Here is a 19,879-nt window from a genome sequence, read left to right as displayed (position 1 = left end):
GAGCACGAATGATAGCAACGCGGACTTACTCAATAATGATGTTCATTAGAAGCCAGAGTCGTTAAACTAGGCGCAATTTTTTGATTTCGCTGTGCTAAATCGTTTTTAGTCGCAGCCTATGTTTGAGATTTTTTAGAAAATGAAAGAATCGTTACGTTTACGATTAGACCAACTCTCTGACCGCCATGAAGAATTGACCGCATTACTGGCTGATGTAGAAGTCATTTCTGATAATAAGCGCTTCCGTCAATTGTCACGTGAGCATAATGACTTAACAGAAATCACCAATGTTTGGACCAAGTACAGACAGGCTGAAGAAGACATTGAAACAGCTCAGGCCATGCTGTCAGATCCGGACTTTAAGGAAATGGCACAGGAAGAAATTAAAGAGAATAAAGCTTTAATTGAATCGCTTGAAGCTGACCTGAACATCTTGATGATTCCGAAAGATCCGAATGATGCCAACTCGGCTTATCTGGAGATTCGTGCCGGAACGGGTGGCGATGAAGCTGCGATTTTCTCGGGTGATTTATACCGCATGTATAGTAAATATGCGGAGTCACAAGGCTGGCGTCTTGAAATTCTATCTGAAAATGAAGGCGAGCATGGCGGTTATAAAGAAGTCATTTGTCTTATTAATGGTGAAGGGGTCTATGGTCGTTTAAAATTTGAAAGTGGGGTGCACCGTGTACAGCGTGTACCGGCAACCGAATCACAGGGCCGTGTACATACGTCTGCTTGTACCGTTGCGATTTTGCCTGAAGTGGATGTGGATACTTCCGTTGAAATTAATTCAGCTGATTTACGTATTGATACCTATCGTGCCTCAGGTGCGGGTGGTCAGCACATTAACAAAACCGATTCTGCAGTACGTATTACCCATATTCCAACTGGTACAGTGGTGGAATGTCAGGATGAGCGTTCACAGCATAAGAACAAGGCCAAAGCGATGGCACTGCTGGTATCACGTTTGGAAAATGCCAAACGTGCAGCAGCAGATGCAGCAACCTCGGAAATGCGTCGTGACCTGGTGGGTTCGGGTGATCGTTCAGAACGTATCCGTACCTATAACTATCCGCAAGGTCGTATGACAGATCATCGCATTAACCTGACTTTATATAAGCTGGATGCCGTGATGGAAGGTGATTTGACCGAATTGCTGGACAGTCTGCATCGTGAATATCAGGCCGATCAGTTGGCCATGCTTGCACAGCAGAATGGTGGATAATGAATATTTTACAAGCCCTGGCTTTACGCGGCGAAGCTGAAAGTTACGAACGACAGGAAAATGCCTGGTTACTGGAACACATCACCAAGATTGATTCATTTGATCTGCTGATGAAAAAGGATCAGGAACTAACGCCGGAACAGGAACAAACGTATAAAGACGGGTTGGCGCGTATTGCTGCTGGCGAGCCTTTGGCATATGTCACTGGTTCACAGCCATTCTGGACTTTAGACCTCAAAGTGACCAAAGATACCCTGGTGCCACGTCCGGATACTGAAGTGCTGGTTGAGACCGTATTGAAGTTAGACCTGCCTGAAGATGCCCGTGTGGTGGATTTGGGTACAGGTACTGGCGCAATTGCCTTATCGCTGGCATTTGAACGTTCTAACTGGACAGTAACGGCTTCCGATATCTACGAGCCTACGCTTGAGGTAGCGAAATATAATGCGGAACAACATGATATTGAGAATGTAGAATTTGTTCTGGGTTCATGGTTGAAACCATTTGGCCGCCAATTCTTTGACGCCATTGTATCGAATCCACCTTATATCGACGCTGATGATGTGCATATGCAGAATTTGGCGACTGAACCGGAACGTGCGCTGGTGGCAGATAAAAAGGGTCTGGCCGATATTGAAATGATTATTCTGCAAGCCAAGAAGCATTTAACTGTAAATGGTTGGGTGGTGCTTGAGCATGGTTATGATCAGGCCGATGCCGTACAATATCTATTTAAACAGGCGGGCTATAAGCAAGTCCGCACGGTTAAAGATTATGGCGGGAATGATCGCGTAACTTTGGGTCAATGGCCACATTAATCTGTCATCTATCTTTATAAAAAAGCGACCGATGTGGTCGCTTTTTTATTGGATTTTTTCTTTATAAATTCCTGACTGCATCTGAAACCTTAAGTATTTTGAATGACATGACGCCAACGCAGTATAACTAAAAACAAAAAAGCGATGCCAGAGCACCGCTTTCGAGGAATTTTTAAAAATAATTACATTGGATAGTCTTGTAGACAGTCATAGACTTCTACATGATCCAGACTACCAGTTTCCATTGCCAGACAAAGTGCCACAACTTTCAAAGTGTCTGCCAGAGATCTTTCATCTTTCAAGGCAATACCTTGTTGTAATTCATTGATACGTTCTGCCGGAATTTCAAGGGCCTGAGCCGCTTCCACAGCATCTACCTGATTAAAGAAGTGCAGAATTGCATCTTTCAGTTCTGCATCCGATGCATTTAAAATCCCTTGATTCAACTGTTCTGTGATCAGATCAGTCGAAGAAAATAAAGCTTTAGAGAAGTTTTGGACAAGATTTTGCCCAAGCACATCAGTCATCTTTAACATGGAGATACCTTCAACTAGAAAGGAAAATGGAGAGTACAGCCAATAGCAAAAGTGCTATAAATTGAGTGAAAAATAATCTATTCTCGGGTAAATTGCAAAGCTTTCTGGGTGACTGTATAGTCCTGCTAATATATGTTTTAGGGCTTGAAATATATAATCATAATAAAAATAAATGCTTAGAATCCAAGTATTTTTCGGTAATATCTTTAAAGTCTAAGTTTATATAAATTATCTAATATTATTTTGCCGATACGCGCCTGGACTGACGCCAGTCCACTTTTTGAATGCACGATGAAATGCACTAGATTCCTGAAAGTTAAGCTGATCGCTAATCTCTTGTAAACTTTGTTCAGTACGGGTCAGTAATTCAATGGCGGTATCCCGGCGTATCTCATTTTTTAACTGCTGATAGCTGACACCTTCACTTTTTAAACGCCGTTGCATGGTAGCTTCAGACATATTCATTTTTAAGGCCAGTTCATTCAGTTCCAGCCATTCTGCCGGTGAAACCTGTAGCAATTGTCGGCGAATCTGGGTGCTCAAGGCATAGGGGTTTTTAAAACGCACCAATAAATTTTGTGGGGTTTGCTGAATAAACTGATACCAGGACTGAGTATCCTGTTTAATCGGCAGTTGCAGATAGCTGGCATCAAATTGCACATAGTTTTCGCTGGCCTGATATTCAATCTGTTCACAGAACCGAACTTTATAATCAAAATCATCTAGTGGTGCTGCGCATTTCAATTGAATCTGATTAAGCAAAATCCGTTGTCCACTTAACCAGCAGATCAGGGTATGAATCAGCATCAGATAAGTCGCGTAACTAAACATGCGTTTGGTTGCTTTTAAATCATAAATCACGATATAGGCATAGTGTTCTTCAACCATGAGCGTGCTTTGCAGGTCGTCCAAAACCAGGTTGAGGAATTGCAAAATATGTTGCAGGGCTTTTTCCAGTGTATCTGCCTGCATGACCATTTTTGAGAGTAATTTAAAACTGCCACGACGCATGGCATGGCTGTCCATACCAAAAAATTCATCATTCATGCTGTCTGCAAGTACAGTCCATAATTGGGCAAATTGGCTAACAGATACGCGTGCCTTGGGAGCATTCAGGACTTCTGCTGGAATATTGGCTTTTTTCAGAATGGCAGGGATATCAAATTGCAGCCGTTTGGCATCCAGCAATGCTTCGTTCACCAGGTCAATCGAGATGGTGCCTTTGCTATATTCCAGTGCAGGCTTATGCATATTCAGTTTGACATCCTTGTTTTCATTGTCCAAATACATCATACAAGATGCAATATTTGGAAATTGTACAGAATAAAAACTCTGTTTACTCTGCATATTAAGTCGTATCTGAAATAGAAAAATCGCTAGGAAATAAACATGAACATTCAGGGAAAAGTTATTGTGATCACCGGTGGTGCCTCGGGTTTGGGTGCAGCTACAGCGACTCATTTGGTTGAACACGGTGCTAAAGTGATTCTGGTCGATATGAATCAGGAGCAGGGTCAGGCATTACAGCAGCAACTGGGTGCACAGTCTGAGTTTGTACAGCTCGATGTGACCGATGAACAGACAGTTGAAGCTTTCTTTGCTCATGTTGAAAAGACTTATGGTCAACTAAATGGTTTGATCAACTGTGCCGGGATTGCACCGTCTGCCAAAGTATTGGGGCGTAACGGCATCCATGAATTGGCGATGTTTCAAAAAGTGCTCAATATTAATGTAAACGGTACTTTTAATATGTTGCGTCATGCGGCGGCTTTAATTGCAAAATATGAGCTGCAAGCTGGTGAAGAAGAACGTGGCGTGATTGTGAACACCGCTTCGGTTGCCGCTTATGACGGCCAAATTGGTCAGACTGCCTATGCGGCTTCTAAAGGTGCAGTAGTCGCAATGACTTTACCTCTGGCACGTGAACTGGCCCGTGAAGCGATCCGTGTCATGACCATCGCGCCGGGCATTATGGAAACTCCGATGCTAAAAGGCATGCCACAAAATGTCCAGGATGCTTTAGGACAAATGGTGCCGTTTCCACCACGTCTGGCAAAACCACAGGAATTTGCCCATCTGGTGGGACATATTTTTGAAAATAGTTATTTGAATGGTGAGGTCATTCGTTTGGATGGCGCAATCCGTATGCAGCCTAAATAAGTTTTCGATTTATATAGGACATGATGATTTGCACAGCTACCAATTTTTCATTGAATTTAAATGAATTTGCTTAAGCATGCATTTTCTTTTGAAGGATCAAAAGAAACAAAAATCCTTTGCGAAAATGAAGATACATCCCTGTATCTCAGTTTCGCAGGCGACATCCATGCCGCCTTATCCGACGTGCCAACGATCTCAATAGTAAAAAGCTTGAAGTAAATAAAATAGATATAGAAAGGGAAGTTCAATGATTTTAAATGACGAACAAAAAATGATTCAGGACATGATGCGCAATTATTCGCAGCAGAAACTGAAACCGACAGCGGCCCTACGCGACAAAACTGCACAATTCCCAGCACAAGAACTTAAAGAGCTTGGTGAGCTTGGTGCATTGGGTATGACAGTGGCTGAAGAATGGGGTGGTGCAGGTCTGGATTATGTATCATTGGTTTTGGCGCTAGAGGAAATTGCCGCAGGAGATGGTGCAATCTCGACGATTATCAGTGTGCAGAATTCTTTGCCTTGCGGCATTACCCAGCGTTATGGCACTGAAGCACAAAAACAGCAGTATTTAACTAAGCTGGCGACAGGTGAATGGCTTGGCTGTTTCTGTTTGACAGAACCTCAGGCCGGTTCGGATGCCAGTTCGCTGGAGTGTAAAGCCGAACGTGATGGTGATGAATGGGTGCTAAATGGCACCAAGCAGTTTATCACGACAGGTAAACACGCACAGATTGCATTAGTCTTTGCTGTGACTGATAAATCTGCAGGGAAAAAGGGTATTTCATGCTTTCTGGTGCCGACCGATGCACCGGGTTATATCGTGTCACGCCTAGAAGAGAAAATGGGTCAGCATTGTTCGGATACCGCGACCATCGTTCTGGATAACTGCCGGATTCCGGCTGCCAACCTGCTGGGCCAGGAAGGTGAAGGCTATAAAATTGCCTTGTCGAATCTTGAATCGGGTCGCATCGGGATTGCAGCACAATCAGTCGGTATGGCGCGGGCTGCACTAGATGCTGCAGTGGAATATGCCAATGAACGCAAAGCCTTTGGTGTGGAAATTGTGCAGCATCAGGCTGTGGCGTTCAGGCTTGCAGATATGGCGACCCAAATTGAAGCCGCACGTCAGCTTGTCTTGCATGCTGCAACGTTAAAAGATGCAGGCTTGGCGTGTTTAAAAGAAGCATCGATGGCAAAGCTGTTTGCATCGACCATTGCAGAGCGAGTCTGTTCAGATGCGATCCAGATTCATGGTGGCTACGGTTATGTCTCTGATTTTCCGGTTGAGCGTATCTATCGTGATGTGCGAGTGAGCCAGATTTATGAAGGTGCATCAGATATTCAACGACTGGTGATTGCACGTGAAGTGTGTCAACGCTGATTTTTTGGATTTAAATAACGCGTTGCCAGATTTTAAACCCTGAATTTACCTTGATGGATACGGAAATTAGCGGGTTTAACTCATAAATGATGATCCACATACAGGATGAATCATCGAAACAATAAACCATATTCATGTTCTAGCCATAGGGCATGAATAAAGATGTGAAGAAATGATGCTGATGGAATCAGCAGAAACAACAAATACATATGGACATTCAGGCAGGTTGGCCTGAAAAAATATAACAGGATAGAGGTTGTCGTGATGAAGACACTAGAACAGGCGTATGCCGATTTTAATTTTGAAAAGATGGTTCAGGAACATCTGGTTGGAAATGTAAATAACATCAATGCGTATACCGAATGCTGTGGACGCTATCTGGGCCAAAACCGCACTGCACTGATCTGGGAAGGTAAAAACGGTGAAACAGAGCAGTGGACTTTTGAGCAACTGGCAGCCGCCTCAGGACAGCTGGCCAATTATATGCATTCTCTGGGATTAAAGGCCGGTGACTGTATTGCCGGATTGCTGCCAAGAACGCCAGCGCTCTTAATTACCATATTGGCAACCTGGCGCATCGGTGCCATTTATCAACCTTTATTTACCGCCTTTGAAAGTAAAGCCATTGAACATCGTGTGAGTACAGCCAATACCCAATTGATTGTCACCGATGAAGAGCAAGGACTTAAACTTCATGATCTGAATGTTCCTCATATTCTGACGGTGCATCAGGCAGCGGCAGATCACTATTCAGATGCCGATTTCTGGACAGTCTTACAGCAACAAGCGGAAGAGTTTGAACCGGTAAGCTGTAAGTTTAATGAGATTTTCCTGATGATGTTTACTTCAGGCACGACAGGCCTGGCAAAATCAGTTCCTGTACCTTTAAAAGCATTGTTGGCCTTTAAGGGGTATATGCTGCACGCCGTAGATCTGCGAGATGAGGATTCTTTCTGGAATCTGGCAGACCCGGGCTGGGCTTATGGATTGTATTATGGCATTGCCGGGCCGCTCAGTTTAGGGCACAGCATCATCATGGATGAACGCGGCTTTAGTGTCGATAACGCAGTACACATCATTCAAAAATATCAGGTCAGTAATTTGACGGGATCGCCAACCGCATTTCGCATGTTCTTTGGCTTTAAAGAAAAATTTGCTGCAGGAATCAGTGCGCATTTACGTGTAGTCAGCAGTGCAGGTGAACCGCTCACGCCTGAAGTGATTCAGTGGTTCAATCATGATTTAAATGTGAATATTTATGATCAATATGGACAGACTGAACTCGGGATGGTGATCGCCAATCATCATGGCCTGGAGCATCATAAAAAAGTCGGTTCGGCAGGTTTTGCCATTCCTGGACATTGCTTTGCAGTATTGAATAAAGAGCATCAAGAAGTCGAAAAAGGCGGGATAGGAACCCTGGCAATCGACTGTTCAGCTTCACCTTTGATGTGGTTTGAAGGCTATGCAGGGCATAATCGCAAGTCATTTGTTGGACAGTATTATCTCACGGGTGATACCGTGAAACTGAATGAATATGGCGGTATTGATTTTATTGGACGTGCGGACGATGTCATTACAACTTCGGGCTATCGTGTCGGGCCATTCGATGTAGAAAGCACTTTATTAGAATGTGAAGAAGTGCTTGAATCTGCGGTAGTCGGTAAACCAGACCCGGAACGAACAGAAATTGTGAAAGCCTTTGTGGTACTTAAAGCGGCTTATCCTGCGACGAACGATTTGATGTTAAAGCTGCAAAGCTATGTACGTTCCCGTTTATCCAAACATGCCTATCCAAAAGAGATTGAGTTTGTATCATCTTTGCCTAAAACATCCAGTGGCAAGATTCAGCGTAATTTACTTAAGCAGCAGGAAGTTGCCAAACTTCAGGAGATGAAGCGAGTCAGTTAATTTTTAAAATAAATCTTTAAATTGAATATCAAAGGCTGCAAATGCAGCCTTTGATTTTTTGAGAAGATTGCTTCTTCTGGTTCAATTTGAGCTGGAGGTTGAGTTGATTTTCCCAAGATTATATTTTGAAAAAGATTAGATCTCTTTCATAAATCAAAATATGACCATTTATATTTAAATAGATATTGAAAGTTTCTTCTCCCTCTGGGAGAAGGTTAGGATGAGGGTATTTATTAGAAAGTACCTTTTCCTTGCGCAGCATTGCTACTCATCTCCTACAAGGAGAGGTAATTTCTCTAGTAATTAAAAAATGATTTATGAAATAACCTTATTAATTACTGTCATTACATTAAAATGACATCAGTATTTTAATTTAAATATATCAAAAATTTAGCCTCTTGATTTCAAGAGGCTAAATTTCGCTATTTACCAGATAGTGCCTTGTAAATTTACTTTCTGATGTTCTGCATGCGGTTCACCAGCTTCACCCGTAATACCGCCTTTCAAGGCTTTAAAAAGCTGGATGACTTTATTGTCTGTCACATTCCAATATTCTGCGCTGACCGCTTCAGCAATCAATACCCGCACAGTCGGATCATCCTTACCTTTAAACCAGTTTTCTGCCCATGGATTCCACAACTTTTCAATCAGAATGCGGTCAGTACTAATCTCGGCATGTGCGCTGATCGACACATAAATACCATCTGAGGGTTTGGCAAAAGACAGGCCAATCTGACCACGGCCGGTTTCGGCTGCTTTAACCAGGTCATTAGTATCACGCAGGATGAAATATAAATTTTGACGTTCATTCATCTGCTCGGAGTTCAGCATCGTCATGGGCTGGGAGTGTATTTCATGTGTATCGGTTAAATGGCTGATCATGGTATAACGCACATCCTTGATCAATTCCCATAATTTTTCACGATCATGTTGAGTATGGTATTGCTCGTTCATGTATGTTCTCCCTACGATTTTATGAAAGCTGAAAAGCTTGCTTGGTATTTTCAGATTAATCATATTCAGGGACAGATGCCTGAGGTCTCACTGAACTCATACATTTTCATACTCAAACATAGGCAGAGACTACAGAATCGCTAAACAAGACCGCTCGATTTACAGGGGAATTCAATAGCAAAGATTTTAAAAACTTCAGGTCTGACACCTTTTATAAATTAGAAAGAGCTGTTTGCCGAAACCGTTTAATTGAAGTGATATAAAAAATCCTGTGATGCCCGTGGCTATGGCTTGATAGTAAGCATTTAGCTGTTATGCTAGTTGCCGGAATAATTGCCGAGTGCTTTATTGATTTGCTGTTGATTGGCGATGAAATTCATCTTGCATAGATTCATCCGTCTGTTGAATTTTCAGTAATGCTAATTTTTGCGACTGCTTTTAAAAATTTTCGAAACAAGGAAAAACGTTGTCTACATTCACCATGGATGCCATATCCGCAGAATTTGAACTCACCGATGCTGAATTACATTTGTATAGCCGTCAGATTCTTCTGGATGGCTGGGATATTGATGCGCAGGAACGGTTAAAGTTTTCTAATGTTTGTATTATTGGTTGTGGTGGGATTGGCTGTGCACTGGCAGAACTTCTGGCGCGTGCAGGCGTGGGGAAAATTACCCTGATCGATCCGGATACGATCGAGATGAGTAATTTACAGCGGCAACTGGCATTTACGCCGCAGGATATTGGATTCTATAAGGCAGAAACGCTCGCCAAAAGATTGCAGCAGATCAATCCGAATGTCCAAGTTGACTATGTGAACCAGGCCTTAACCGCAGAAAATGCAGAACATCTAATCGAACATCAGGATCTAGTACTGGATGGTTGTGACCAGTTTGCCACACGTTATCTGGTCAATCAGACTTGTGTAGCACTGAATGTGCCATTGTTGAGTGCTTCTGCAATTGGCTTGCAAGGTCAGCTGTTTATGGTCGAAGGGGATTCAGCCTGTTATGCCTGTCTGTTCCCACCTGAACATCAGGCGGATGAAAATCTGCGCTGTGCAGATTCTGGTGTACTGGCAACGACGCCCAATGTGATGGCCAGTTTGCAGGCACATCATGCGTTGTTATATCTGGGTTTGGGGCAGATGCCCCTCAGACAAAAACTGCTGCTGTGGGATGGCATGAGTTTTAAGCAACGGATTCTGGCTTTCGAAAAAGATACAGATTGCCCAATCTGTCAGGCAAGATAAGCCTGCAAAGTGAAATTTTTTTGCTACACTGCGTTTAATTAATTTTTCCTAAGACATTATGAAAAACAATATCTGGTTAGATGGAATACGTTCAGTTGCCCGTATGGGAGAAACAGCAGTCGTTGCGGCAAAGGCGGGCTTTAAATATGCTACTGAAAAGCCGAGCAATGCCAAACTGATGCGTGAAACTTTTGAATCCTTAGGTTCGACTTATATCAAGCTGGGTCAGTTTATTGCCAGCACGCCGTCACTATTTCCACGTGAATACGTTGAAGAGTTTCAGGGTTGTCTAGATCAGACTCCACGCTTGCCATTCAGCTATATCCAGCAAGTGCTGGCTTCTGAATTTGCAGGTCGTAATCTGGACGAAATCTTTGCCTCGATTGATGAAACGCCATTGGCCTCTGCGTCCATTGCCCAGGTACATGCAGCCAAACTGGTGTCTGGCGAAGATGTGGTGATTAAAGTACAAAAACCGGGTGTAGAAACCATTTTGTACACTGACTTGAATGTGCTGCATTGGGCAACCAAGTTGCTGGAAAAAGCAGTACCGAAAGTCAAATTCGCGTCACTAGCCGATATTGTCGAAGAAATCAAAACCCGTATGGTACGTGAAGTCGATTTTATCGAAGAAGCACAGAATCTGGATGATTTCGTCAATTACCTGAATATTACCAACAATCAGGCAGCCACTGCACCGAAGGTTTATCATCAATATTCGACCCGTCGTGTGCTGACCATGCAGCGTTTATACGGTGTGCCTTTGACAGATTTTGAAGTCGTCAAAAAAGTATCCAAAGATCCATCTCAAGTACTGATTACGGCGATGAATACCTGGTTTGGCAGCTTGATGATGTGTAACAGCTTCCATGCCGATCTGCATGCCGGCAACCTGATGCTACTTGAAGATGGCCGTGTTGGTTTTATTGATTTCGGCATTGTCGGTCAGCTCAAGCCTGAGGTCTGGACTGCATGTATGGCATTCATGGATTCACTGCAACATACTAATTATGAGCTGATGGCGCAAAACATGCTGAAAATGGGCATGACTGCTGTGCAGATTGATACCAAAGTCCTAGCGGCAGATCTGGAGCGTCTATTTAGTGGCGTATTGATGGCAGATCCACAGGAATTGTTAACGTCTAATCCTGCCGACCTGAACGATATCATGATGGATATGGTGGCTGTGGGTGAACGTCACGGCATCCGCTTCCCGCGTGACTTTGCCTTACTGTTCAAGCAAATGCTGTATTTTGACCGTTTCATGCGAATTCTTGCGCCATATACCGATATCTATGCCGATCAGCGTTTGCAGATGGTGCAAAGCATGGATCCGAATCTGCTGTTAAAGCATTAATTGAATCCCTCCCGACAATCTTTCTTGCGCAAATTTTAAAGCAGCACTTTAAAATTGCTCAGGGAGGAGTGTCTCATTGCTTGATAAAGTATAGGCAATCAAAGTCCCTCTTTATAAGAGAGGGATTTAGGGAGATTAGATGTACATATCATATTCTCGAGCAATTCAATGGACGCCATTATTATTGAAGGTTTAAAGGTTGAGACAGTCGTGGGCTGCTTTAACTGGGAACGTCAAATTATTCAGCCTTTAATGCTGGATTTGACCATTCAAACCGATTTGGAACAGGCATCAAATTCAGATGCACTGGTAGATACGCTGAATTATGCGGAAATTTGTGAGATTTCCAGCAAAGTCATTCAGGAAGCGAAGCCAGAATTGATTGAACATGCAGCAAAGTTGGTGCTGAATGCACTTTTTACTACCTTTACAGCAATTGAATCGATTAATATTACGATCCGTAAGCCTGCCATTATCGCGCAAGCTAATTCTGTAGGGATACGTCTTGAACGCCACCGAAACGATTTTCGCTCTAGCATTAGCGAGTAATTGTCATCCTCAGCAACATTTTCAAGCTGCACAGCAACGTATTTCCGAATGGGGAGAAGTACAGTTTTCTCCCGTTTATAGGATTCCTTGCCGCGATGGCATCGGTGCGGATTACTGGAATGCAGCGTGTTTATTGCGAAGTTCGCTGTCTAGTGAAGCACTGATTGAGTTGCTCAAACAACTGGAACAGGCATCAGGCCGAGTACGCCCATCGCATCAGATTAGCTTAGATGTGGATTTGATTGCCTGGGGATCAGATTTCCAACATATGCAGTTCAATGAAAAAAAATTGCCTTTGGCTTTGGATGTGAAAGTGCCGATGTTTGATATCTGGAAGGATGTAATGTTCGAGCACGGATCACATCGCTTCCCCACAGTTGAACAGTTTAATTGAACCCAATCACCTAATTTTTTGCTGATGTAATTTATGTAATACGAATGTTTAAACAGCCTGATCAAACACGATCAGGCTTTTTTATGATGCAGTTTTTTGTTTTTATATGAAAAGAAAAAATTCAGCTAAGCGAGATCAGCTTGAATTTAGGAATCATTGCATCATGAAAATATTAGAAATCCTGTTTTCGGTTATTTTAATCCTTGTGATGCTTTATCTCATCCAATGGGGATTTCATGGCTTTCCGACAGGGAATTAAAATTAGATGTACAGGGTGTTGTAGATTTCGTTTCAAGTTTGCTAAAAAACTCAAAATAATAAAAATCCAGCATTAGTGATCACTTTTTCTTGTTATAAAAAATGATCAGCAATACTGCGATGATTGCCAGGATGGCAAGAATAATTGCAGTTTCCATAACAGGACCTCTCCGGCATATATTTTTAGCTTTAACTATCTAAATTAAAACTGAATGTAGATCAAAATAAACCCGAATTTTGTTAGCGCAGCCAGTTTTTTGAAAATGTATTCAGACTAATTAAACTCATCGCCACTCCATCATATTCTGAGTTTCACTGAACCATGAACAGCGATTTAGGCAACTGAGACATTAAATAACGAGCCAATCCAGGCGCTAAATAACATGGCGATAATTCCCCAGAGCATAACCCGAACCGCACCTCGCCAGATACTCACACCGCCCGCATAGCTAGCCAGTGCACCCATCATCCCCAAGCTTAAAACACCAATCAGCATGACGCCTTTATCGAGGTATTGTTCCGGTAAAATCATAATGGAAATTAAAGGAAATAATGAGCCTACCGTAAATGCCATCGCTGAAGAAAATGCCGCGAGAAAGGGCTGAGCCGAGGTATGGGCTGAAATGCCAATTTCATCACGGGCGTGGGCATCCAGGGCATTATGTTCAGTTAGCTGTTCCGCGACCTGTTGCGCCAAGGCTGGTTCCAGACCACGCTGTATATAAATCGTCTTGAGCTCATTGAGTTCATGTGTAGGATGGCGTTGCAGTTCACGTTCTTCCATCAGTAAATCATTGGTTTCAATGTCCTGCTGGGATTTAACCGAAATATATTCACCGGCTGCCATCGAGGCGGCGCCAGAGATTAATCCGGCAACACAGGTCACCAATAAAATTTCGGTAGAGGCACCACTGGCAGCAATACCCACCACCAGACTGGTGACCGAAATAATCCCGTCATTTGCCCCCAGTACAGCTGCACGAAGCCAACCCGCACGTTCAATATAATGTTTTTCAAGATGGTATGAGTGGCGCACAATAAAGCCTCTTTTTTATTATCATCATGATTATAGTAAATTTAAGTCACGTATAGATAGTAGGATTGAACCGATCTGAAAATTACCCTGAATGAGTAGATCATCGTCTCTCTGGCTAAACAGTTTATCCACCCAAGATTAAACCGAGGTGAAATTCACCGGTTCAAAAGATCAGGTGGACTTGATCGCTAATGGATAGGCAGATGATAAAAATGACCAAAGCAAATCAGAAAGATAGAACAAAATGAGAGCTGAGCGCGCTTGTTTAAAAAGAGAATCATCATGAAAGAAAAACATGAAAGTCATAAATGCCTGGTATGCGGCAAGCAGTTTCTTCTGAAAAATCTCACACCGATGGGAACAGTGCGAAAAGTCATTACCGAAGAAATTGCCAAGGATATTCCGGCCTGGACACCGCAAGATTATATTTGCCAGACAGACTTAACCCGGTATCGCATCCAGTATGTCCATTCATTATTGAGTTCGGAAAAGGGTGAAGTGACGGATCTTGAGTTTGAAGTGATTCACAGTATGCATCAGCATGAACTGATCACTAAAAATGTGGAAACGGCCTTAGAACAAAAATGGTCCTTTGGCGAAAGGCTCGCCGATAAAATTGCAACTTTTGGTGGCAGCTGGGCTTTTTTGATTTGTTTTGCCATCTTTCTGGGGCTGTGGATCACGATGAATACTGTCGTGATGGTGACCCAGCCTGCTGATCCTTATCCCTTTATTCTGTTGAATTTAATCCTGTCCTGTCTTGCGGCGATTCAGGCACCTATTATTATGATGAGCCAGAACAGACAGGAAGCAAAAGACCGCTTACGTTCGCAAAATGATTATCAGATCAATTTAAAAGCCGAGCTGGAAATCCAACACTTGCATGAAAAATTAGATCATCTGCTGCTACATCAATGGGAACGGCTGGCGCAAATTCAGGAAATCCAGCTGGACCTGCTTTCTGAAATGAGCAAAAAAGATTAAAGGATGCTGTGGGGGAATCTCTATTATTTTATAGAGCTTATAAGTAATAAGATCGCCATATGCCTTGAGTTGTTATTATCTCGCTCAAGATTTGACCCATATTAAAAAGCCCACAAATGAGTGGGCTCAAACTAAAACCGTCTTATTTAAATAAAATAACTGGTTTTGGTCATCAACTTGGAAATGCCTGTCATGGCGATCTTAACTGGAACGGGTAGATCTACACCGCCAGCATTTAACGCTGTATCCCGATGATGCAGTTCATCTTCATTCATCTGTTCTAGAATACGACGAGAACGTTCATCCTGCGGTGGCAACTGGCTAATATGATGCTGTAAATGCATGCTGACCTGACGTTCTGTTTCAGCCACAAAACCCAAGCTGTATTTGTCACCTGCGATTCCGGCAATCGCGCCCATACCAAAGGAAAGACCGTACCAGACCGGATTGAGTAGGCTGGTATGGCTATCCAGTTCTTTTAAGCGGTCTTCACACCAGGCCAGATGATCCTGTTCTTCAATCGCTGCCTGTTCCATTTCACGACGTACATTCGGGAGTTTAGCCGTCATCGCCTGACCATGGTACAGTGCCTGTGCGCAAACCTCACCACTATGATTGACCCGCATTAAACCTGCTACATGACGTGCATCACTGACCGTTAATTGTGTTTCTACCGGTTGGGCTGGATTTTCACGTCGTGCCGATGTCGTGCCCGGGACGAGACTGCGTAATGCCTGATCAAAAGAATGAATCAGCTTATCGACACCTGTATATTGACGCATGAATTAATCCTCCAAGGGTGCTTTCGCAGTTTTGATCATGGGTTTGAGTCGGAAAAGCAGCCATAAGGTAAACAGGCCACTCAATACTGCGGTAATACAAAAAAGTATTTTTAGATCAAGCTCTAAAACACTTAAAATAATAATCGAGAATATAGCAGAAGATACCATGAAAACGGCATTCAAAATGTTATTTGCTGCAACCACCCGCGCACGATGTGAGCGAGGCGAATGCGCCTGCATCATGGCATAGAGCGGAACAATATAAAAACCACCACTTATTCCGAGCAAGGTGACGGCCAGCATCACATGATAATAGCTCCAGCCTTGCTGAAAGACATCTGCCAAGCCGATTAATGCACCTGTACGCTCCGGAACAAAGGCCAGACTCGCGGCCAGATACAGGGCAAAGATCACCAGACCGATCGCGCCAAAAGGCACCATCTTGATATTGACCTGGCTGCCACCAATTTTACGGCATAAGTATGAACCCAGACCAATTCCGACAGAAAAAAAGGTTAAGAGCAGACTGGCGACATTTTCAGATGCATGCAGATTTTGTAATGTCAGCTGAGGAATTTGGGTCAGATAGGTGGCACCATAAAACCAGTACCATGAGTTGCCCAGTAAAATGGTAAAAATCAGAGGTAAGCTTTTGGCATATTTCAAGGTCTGCAAGCTGGTGTGGAAAAAATTCCAGTCAACTTGCAGCTCAGGCGCGGGAATACTTTGTTTCAGGATATAGCGACTGGATATATAACCAATCAAGGCGATACTGATGACGGTTAAACTGATCCAGATCAGGTTGCCGGCCGAAGCTGCAATGACTGCACCGCCCAGAATCATACCGAACAGGATTGCCAGAGAAGTTCCGGACTGAAACAGGGCATTGCCGGACATCAGTTCATTCGGTTTCAGGACTTCAGGTAAAATGGCATATTTGATCGGGCCAAAGAAAGTGGAATGGGTGCCCATGAGGAACAGGGCAAATAACAGAATCCATAAATTGCCAATCAGGAAACCGACAGTTCCCAGCAACATAATGGCAATTTCCAGAAGCTTGAGATAGCGAATCAGCTGTGAACGTTCGTATTTGTCGGCAATCTGACCGGCCGTAGCTGAAAAAATAAAATAGGGCAAGATAAACAGTAAAGCCGCGAGATTATTTAAAGTGCTGATGCTGGCCGCTTGCTGTTGAATCCAGCCATAAGTGATGACCAGCAGTAACGCCTGTTTAAATACATTATCGTTTAATGCACCAAAAAACTGCGTCAGAAACATCGGTAAAAAGCGCTGAGAAGCTAACAAATGTTCATTTTTGTTCATATAGGCCGTGCTACATTAAGTTTTATTAAGAAATGTCAGTTATGCGTAAACATTGAGAAAAATCATGTAAGATACTTTCAGCCATGTAAAGGTAAAAACCAATTAATTAAGCTCCTTAGCTTATATTTTTCGGTCAAATAATCAATTAAAGAATGTATTCGTTTAGAGTTTGCTATGCCTGCAAAGAAAAATTTTAAAAAAACGATGCTAAATCGCAGTATGGGGCCTCTCATACCACAGCATAGTGGTATGCAGCTGTGTATGAGCATCTTTTTTATGATGTTATCCCATCAGAGCATGGCACAACCCGAACAGCCCGAAACACCTGTGGCCATTTCTCAGGCAGAAATGGTGGACGAGTTATCCAAAGAAGCGATTCGTCAGGGTGTGGCCACGTCCGAAACGGAAGCAGAAGAAAAAATCGAAGAAGCCTTGGAACCGGAAGTACCAGTTGACAGTATGTTGATGCTGGAACAACAGCAAAATGCAGGATCTGGTTTGGGTGAATTTACGCCGATCGAGTTTGATGATCTGGAAGATTTACCAGTACAGACTATTGATCAGAATATGGTCAATGAAATTTATCAGGTAGCCGAGCAAGCCAAACAGGAAGCACAAAACTATCGCAATACTCAGACCAGTGAAACGGTGGTGGCTGATATCAGCCAGCAAGAACTGCTGGAAATTAATCAGGCACCGGTCAATGTCGACCAGTTGATGCAATCGATTCAGGCAGACAGCCAGATTATTGTGCAAAATAATGAAGCCGGATTGACCTTGCCAGAAGTGCCAGGTCAGCTTGTCGCTGAGGATGATAAACGTCCGAATCTGTTCAAACGACTATTTTATAAAATCCGTCCTCCACGTCAGATCATGACCGCAAGAGTTCCCCGCATTAGTGCAGATGTGGTGATCATAAATGGGCAAGGTGTGGCGCAAAGTAACGGTATGCTGAATCGTAAAGATGTGCCTGAAGGCCATCTGAATTTAAGAAATAATGTCAAAGCCAAATTATCCAGTTTTACCCAAGAGTCTTTTGGCGACTTTAATTCGGCTTTGCCGCAATTACGCACCTTGTCCAGACAGGCAGCGCAAGCGGTGGGCTATTATAATGCTCAGTTCAGATTTGAAAAACTCTCTGACAGTCGGGTTCGGGTTTTTGTGACCCCGAATGAACCTGTCCTGATTAGCAGTCAAAATATTGAATTTACTGGAGAGGGCGCCGAACAGCCGCAATTCCAGGTCATCAGTCTTTTACCTGAACAGGAAGAAGGCGATATTTTCAATCATGGCAATTATGAAAAAACCAAGACACGGATTACTACTGCAGCCAATAACAATGGTTATTTTGATTCATTCTGGCGTCTGCATGATGTAAAGATTGCTCAGCCACAAAACACCGCCGATGTGAATCTGCGTTTTGAAACGGGTGAACGTTATAAATTAGGCAATGTCGAGTTCAGAATGAGCGATCCTGAAAAGGAATTTCCGCTGGATCGAGACGTACTGGAAAGTCTGGTCACCTGGACAGATGGTGCAGACTATACCTTCTGGCGGGTCAATAGTCTGGCCAACAATCTGACCAACTCACGCTATTTTAATTATACATTGGTGGATGCGATTCGCCCTGATCCGCTTGATAAAGAGCTGGAACTGGCACCCGATATTCAAAGCCTGATTGAAGAACAGAAACGGAGTGAAGATCAGGCTGCTACGATGCAACCAGCTCGCTCGGTATCCTCTTCTCAGGAAGTGACCCAGAATGTCGTGGATGAAGACCAGTTTGCCGGTAGCCGCGATCAGGAAAGCGCAAATTTAAGAACTTTACGGGTTGAGCAGCAAACCAAAGAGAATGAACAGGACCGTTTAAAAGTACAGGCACGGGAAGAGAAAAAGATTCCAGTGATTGTGACTTTAAATGCAGACCGTTTAAATAGTGCTGAAGTGGGTCTGGGTTATGGCACAGATACCGATATCCGTTTACGTGGTCAATATCGCCGTGCCATTGTGAACAAGCGCGGACATTCGTTTGATGCCAACATGGAGTTATCTGGCATCCGCCAGTCGATTGATGGACGTTATAATATTCCCTATCACCATCCGCTGAATGATTATGTCAGTATTGTGGGTGGTTATGAGCGTGAAGAGCGTGAAGGCGTCGCACAGGGTGAAGGCCTGTTGATTGAATCGGCAGTCTTAGGTGCAGACCGGATTATCAAGAATCCACGTGGTAGCTGGCAGCGGACTTTTGGCGCACGTTATCGTCTGGATCGTTTGAAGCAGGATGGTTCTGTCGATTTTAACCAGATTCCAGAAGCTTTTCGCTTTAATACCGAAGATGAGCAGCAATCGCTATTAGTCGGTTATGAAGTTTCACGTACCGAGAGCGATCGTCGGGTCAACCCAACCAAAGGTTTTAAGCAGACCTATAAGATTGAACTGGGCAGTGAGGCTTTACTCTCTGATGCCGATATGGCCATTGTGAATGCAGGTTGGCGGTTTATCTATTCATTGGGTGAAAATGCAGACCATCAGTTTGTGGGTCGTGCCGATGCAGGCTATATCTTTACTGAAGATTTTGCCAAAGTGCCGTATAACCTGAGATATTTTACCGGGGGTGACCAGAGTATCCGCGGTTTTGATTATAAGAGCCTTTCTCCGGAAATTGACGGTTTTAAAGTAGGTGGTCAGGCCTTGGGCGTGGCTTCATTAGAATATAATTATCAGTTTAAGGAAGGCTGGCGTGCTGCGGTCTTTGCAGATGCCGGAAATGCCTATAATAAAGAATTCAGTAATCCGACCGAATATGGCGCGGGTGTGGGTGTGCGTTGGGCTTCACCGATTGGGCCAATACGTATAGATGTTGCGACTGGACTGTCTGATGACAATTATCCGATTCGTTTACATTTCTTTATTGGATCACAGTTATAAAACATCATTTTAAAAAATAGTT

Annotated in this window: 17 protein-coding genes; 11 read left to right on the top strand and 6 right to left on the bottom strand. The window is 43.4% G+C overall.

The window, feature by feature from the left end; all coding sequences use genetic code 11:
- The first annotated feature begins 139 nt into the window (after window positions 1-139).
- On the top strand, window positions 140-1,228 hold the full coding sequence (gene prfA / locus FTV42_RS03125; RefSeq protein WP_180037364.1) for a peptide chain release factor 1: 1,089 nt from the start codon (window positions 140-142) through the stop codon (window positions 1,226-1,228).
- Complete coding sequence (prmC, locus tag FTV42_RS03120; protein WP_180037363.1) at window positions 1,228-2,046, top strand: peptide chain release factor N(5)-glutamine methyltransferase; 819 nt, start codon at window positions 1,228-1,230, stop codon at window positions 2,044-2,046. Before prfA ends, prmC begins: the two co-directional genes overlap by 1 nt.
- 182 nt (window positions 2,047-2,228) lie before the next feature.
- On the opposite strand, the gene FTV42_RS03115 is transcribed toward prmC, so the two are convergent.
- Together FTV42_RS03115 and FTV42_RS03110 are read right to left on the bottom strand one after the other, a co-directional pair.
- On the bottom strand, window positions 2,229-2,582 hold the full coding sequence (locus FTV42_RS03115) for a hypothetical protein (protein WP_180037362.1): 354 nt from the start codon (window positions 2,580-2,582) through the stop codon (window positions 2,229-2,231).
- 228 nt (window positions 2,583-2,810) lie between these two features.
- Window positions 2,811-3,833: an AraC family transcriptional regulator gene (locus FTV42_RS03110; RefSeq protein ID WP_180037490.1), complete on the bottom strand. Its 1,023-nt coding sequence runs from the start codon at window positions 3,831-3,833 to the stop codon at window positions 2,811-2,813.
- A 138-nt stretch (window positions 3,834-3,971) separates the two neighbouring features.
- Between FTV42_RS03110 and FTV42_RS03105 the strand changes: the two genes are divergently transcribed.
- The 3 genes from FTV42_RS03105 (at window position 3,972) to FTV42_RS03095 (ending at window position 8,037) form a co-directional block, all read left to right on the top strand.
- Window positions 3,972-4,742: an SDR family NAD(P)-dependent oxidoreductase gene (locus FTV42_RS03105; protein ID WP_005106626.1), complete on the top strand. Its 771-nt coding sequence runs from the start codon at window positions 3,972-3,974 to the stop codon at window positions 4,740-4,742.
- Window positions 4,743-4,989: 247 nt separating this feature from the next.
- The gene (locus FTV42_RS03100; RefSeq protein WP_180037361.1) at window positions 4,990-6,126 is read left to right on the top strand and encodes an acyl-CoA dehydrogenase family protein; all 1,137 of its coding nucleotides are present in this window, start codon (window positions 4,990-4,992) and stop codon (window positions 6,124-6,126) included.
- A 264-nt stretch (window positions 6,127-6,390) separates the two neighbouring features.
- Complete coding sequence (locus FTV42_RS03095; protein ID WP_180037360.1) at window positions 6,391-8,037, top strand: AMP-binding protein; 1,647 nt, start codon at window positions 6,391-6,393, stop codon at window positions 8,035-8,037.
- Between the two features lie 426 nt (window positions 8,038-8,463).
- Here the strand turns inward: FTV42_RS03095 and FTV42_RS03090 are convergent, their stop codons facing one another.
- Complete coding sequence (locus FTV42_RS03090; RefSeq protein ID WP_180037359.1) at window positions 8,464-8,991, bottom strand: pyridoxamine 5'-phosphate oxidase family protein; 528 nt, start codon at window positions 8,989-8,991, stop codon at window positions 8,464-8,466.
- Between the two features lie 481 nt (window positions 8,992-9,472).
- Between FTV42_RS03090 and FTV42_RS03085 the strand changes: the two genes are divergently transcribed.
- The 4 genes from FTV42_RS03085 (at window position 9,473) to FTV42_RS03070 (ending at window position 12,543) form a co-directional block, all read left to right on the top strand.
- Window positions 9,473-10,243, top strand: coding sequence for a HesA/MoeB/ThiF family protein (locus FTV42_RS03085; protein ID WP_180037488.1), 771 nt, complete (start codon window positions 9,473-9,475; stop codon window positions 10,241-10,243).
- 58 nt (window positions 10,244-10,301) lie between these two features.
- The gene (locus tag FTV42_RS03080) at window positions 10,302-11,600 is read left to right on the top strand and encodes an AarF/ABC1/UbiB kinase family protein (protein WP_004278767.1); all 1,299 of its coding nucleotides are present in this window, start codon (window positions 10,302-10,304) and stop codon (window positions 11,598-11,600) included.
- Between the two features lie 168 nt (window positions 11,601-11,768).
- Window positions 11,769-12,149: a dihydroneopterin aldolase gene (folB, locus tag FTV42_RS03075; RefSeq protein ID WP_180037358.1), complete on the top strand. Its 381-nt coding sequence runs from the start codon at window positions 11,769-11,771 to the stop codon at window positions 12,147-12,149.
- Window positions 12,106-12,543 carry a 2-amino-4-hydroxy-6-hydroxymethyldihydropteridine diphosphokinase gene (locus FTV42_RS03070; protein WP_180037357.1) on the top strand — a complete coding sequence of 146 codons (438 nt, stop codon included), beginning with the start codon at window positions 12,106-12,108 and terminating at the stop codon, window positions 12,541-12,543. Before folB ends, FTV42_RS03070 begins: the two co-directional genes overlap by 44 nt.
- A 592-nt stretch (window positions 12,544-13,135) precedes the next feature.
- On the opposite strand, the gene FTV42_RS03065 is transcribed toward FTV42_RS03070, so the two are convergent.
- Window positions 13,136-13,837: a VIT family protein gene (locus FTV42_RS03065; protein WP_180037356.1), complete on the bottom strand. Its 702-nt coding sequence runs from the start codon at window positions 13,835-13,837 to the stop codon at window positions 13,136-13,138.
- A gap of 282 nt (window positions 13,838-14,119) precedes the next feature.
- Here FTV42_RS03065 and FTV42_RS03060 point away from each other — a divergent pair, with 282 nt between their 5' ends.
- Window positions 14,120-14,821, top strand: a complete 702-nt coding sequence (locus tag FTV42_RS03060) for a DUF1003 domain-containing protein (RefSeq protein WP_180037355.1) — start codon at window positions 14,120-14,122, stop codon at window positions 14,819-14,821.
- A gap of 146 nt (window positions 14,822-14,967) precedes the next feature.
- Here the strand turns inward: FTV42_RS03060 and coq7 are convergent, their stop codons facing one another.
- Window positions 14,968-15,603, bottom strand: a complete 636-nt coding sequence (gene coq7, locus FTV42_RS03055; RefSeq protein ID WP_004645382.1) for a 2-polyprenyl-3-methyl-6-methoxy-1,4-benzoquinone monooxygenase — start codon at window positions 15,601-15,603, stop codon at window positions 14,968-14,970.
- Between the two features lie 3 nt (window positions 15,604-15,606).
- Window positions 15,607-16,926 carry an MFS transporter gene (locus FTV42_RS03050; protein ID WP_180037354.1) on the bottom strand — a complete coding sequence of 440 codons (1,320 nt, stop codon included), beginning with the start codon at window positions 16,924-16,926 and terminating at the stop codon, window positions 15,607-15,609.
- 174 nt (window positions 16,927-17,100) lie between these two features.
- On the opposite strand from FTV42_RS03050, the gene FTV42_RS03045 reads away from it, so the two are divergent.
- Window positions 17,101-19,857: an autotransporter assembly complex family protein gene (locus FTV42_RS03045; RefSeq protein ID WP_180037353.1), complete on the top strand. Its 2,757-nt coding sequence runs from the start codon at window positions 17,101-17,103 to the stop codon at window positions 19,855-19,857.
- Window positions 19,858-19,879 lie beyond the last annotated feature (22 nt).

It is taken from the genome of Acinetobacter sp. YH16052 (assembly GCF_013417155.1).
In the GTDB taxonomy this organism is placed as follows: Bacteria; Pseudomonadota; Gammaproteobacteria; order Pseudomonadales; family Moraxellaceae; genus Acinetobacter.
This window is presented reverse-complemented; position numbering and strand designations above follow the sequence as displayed.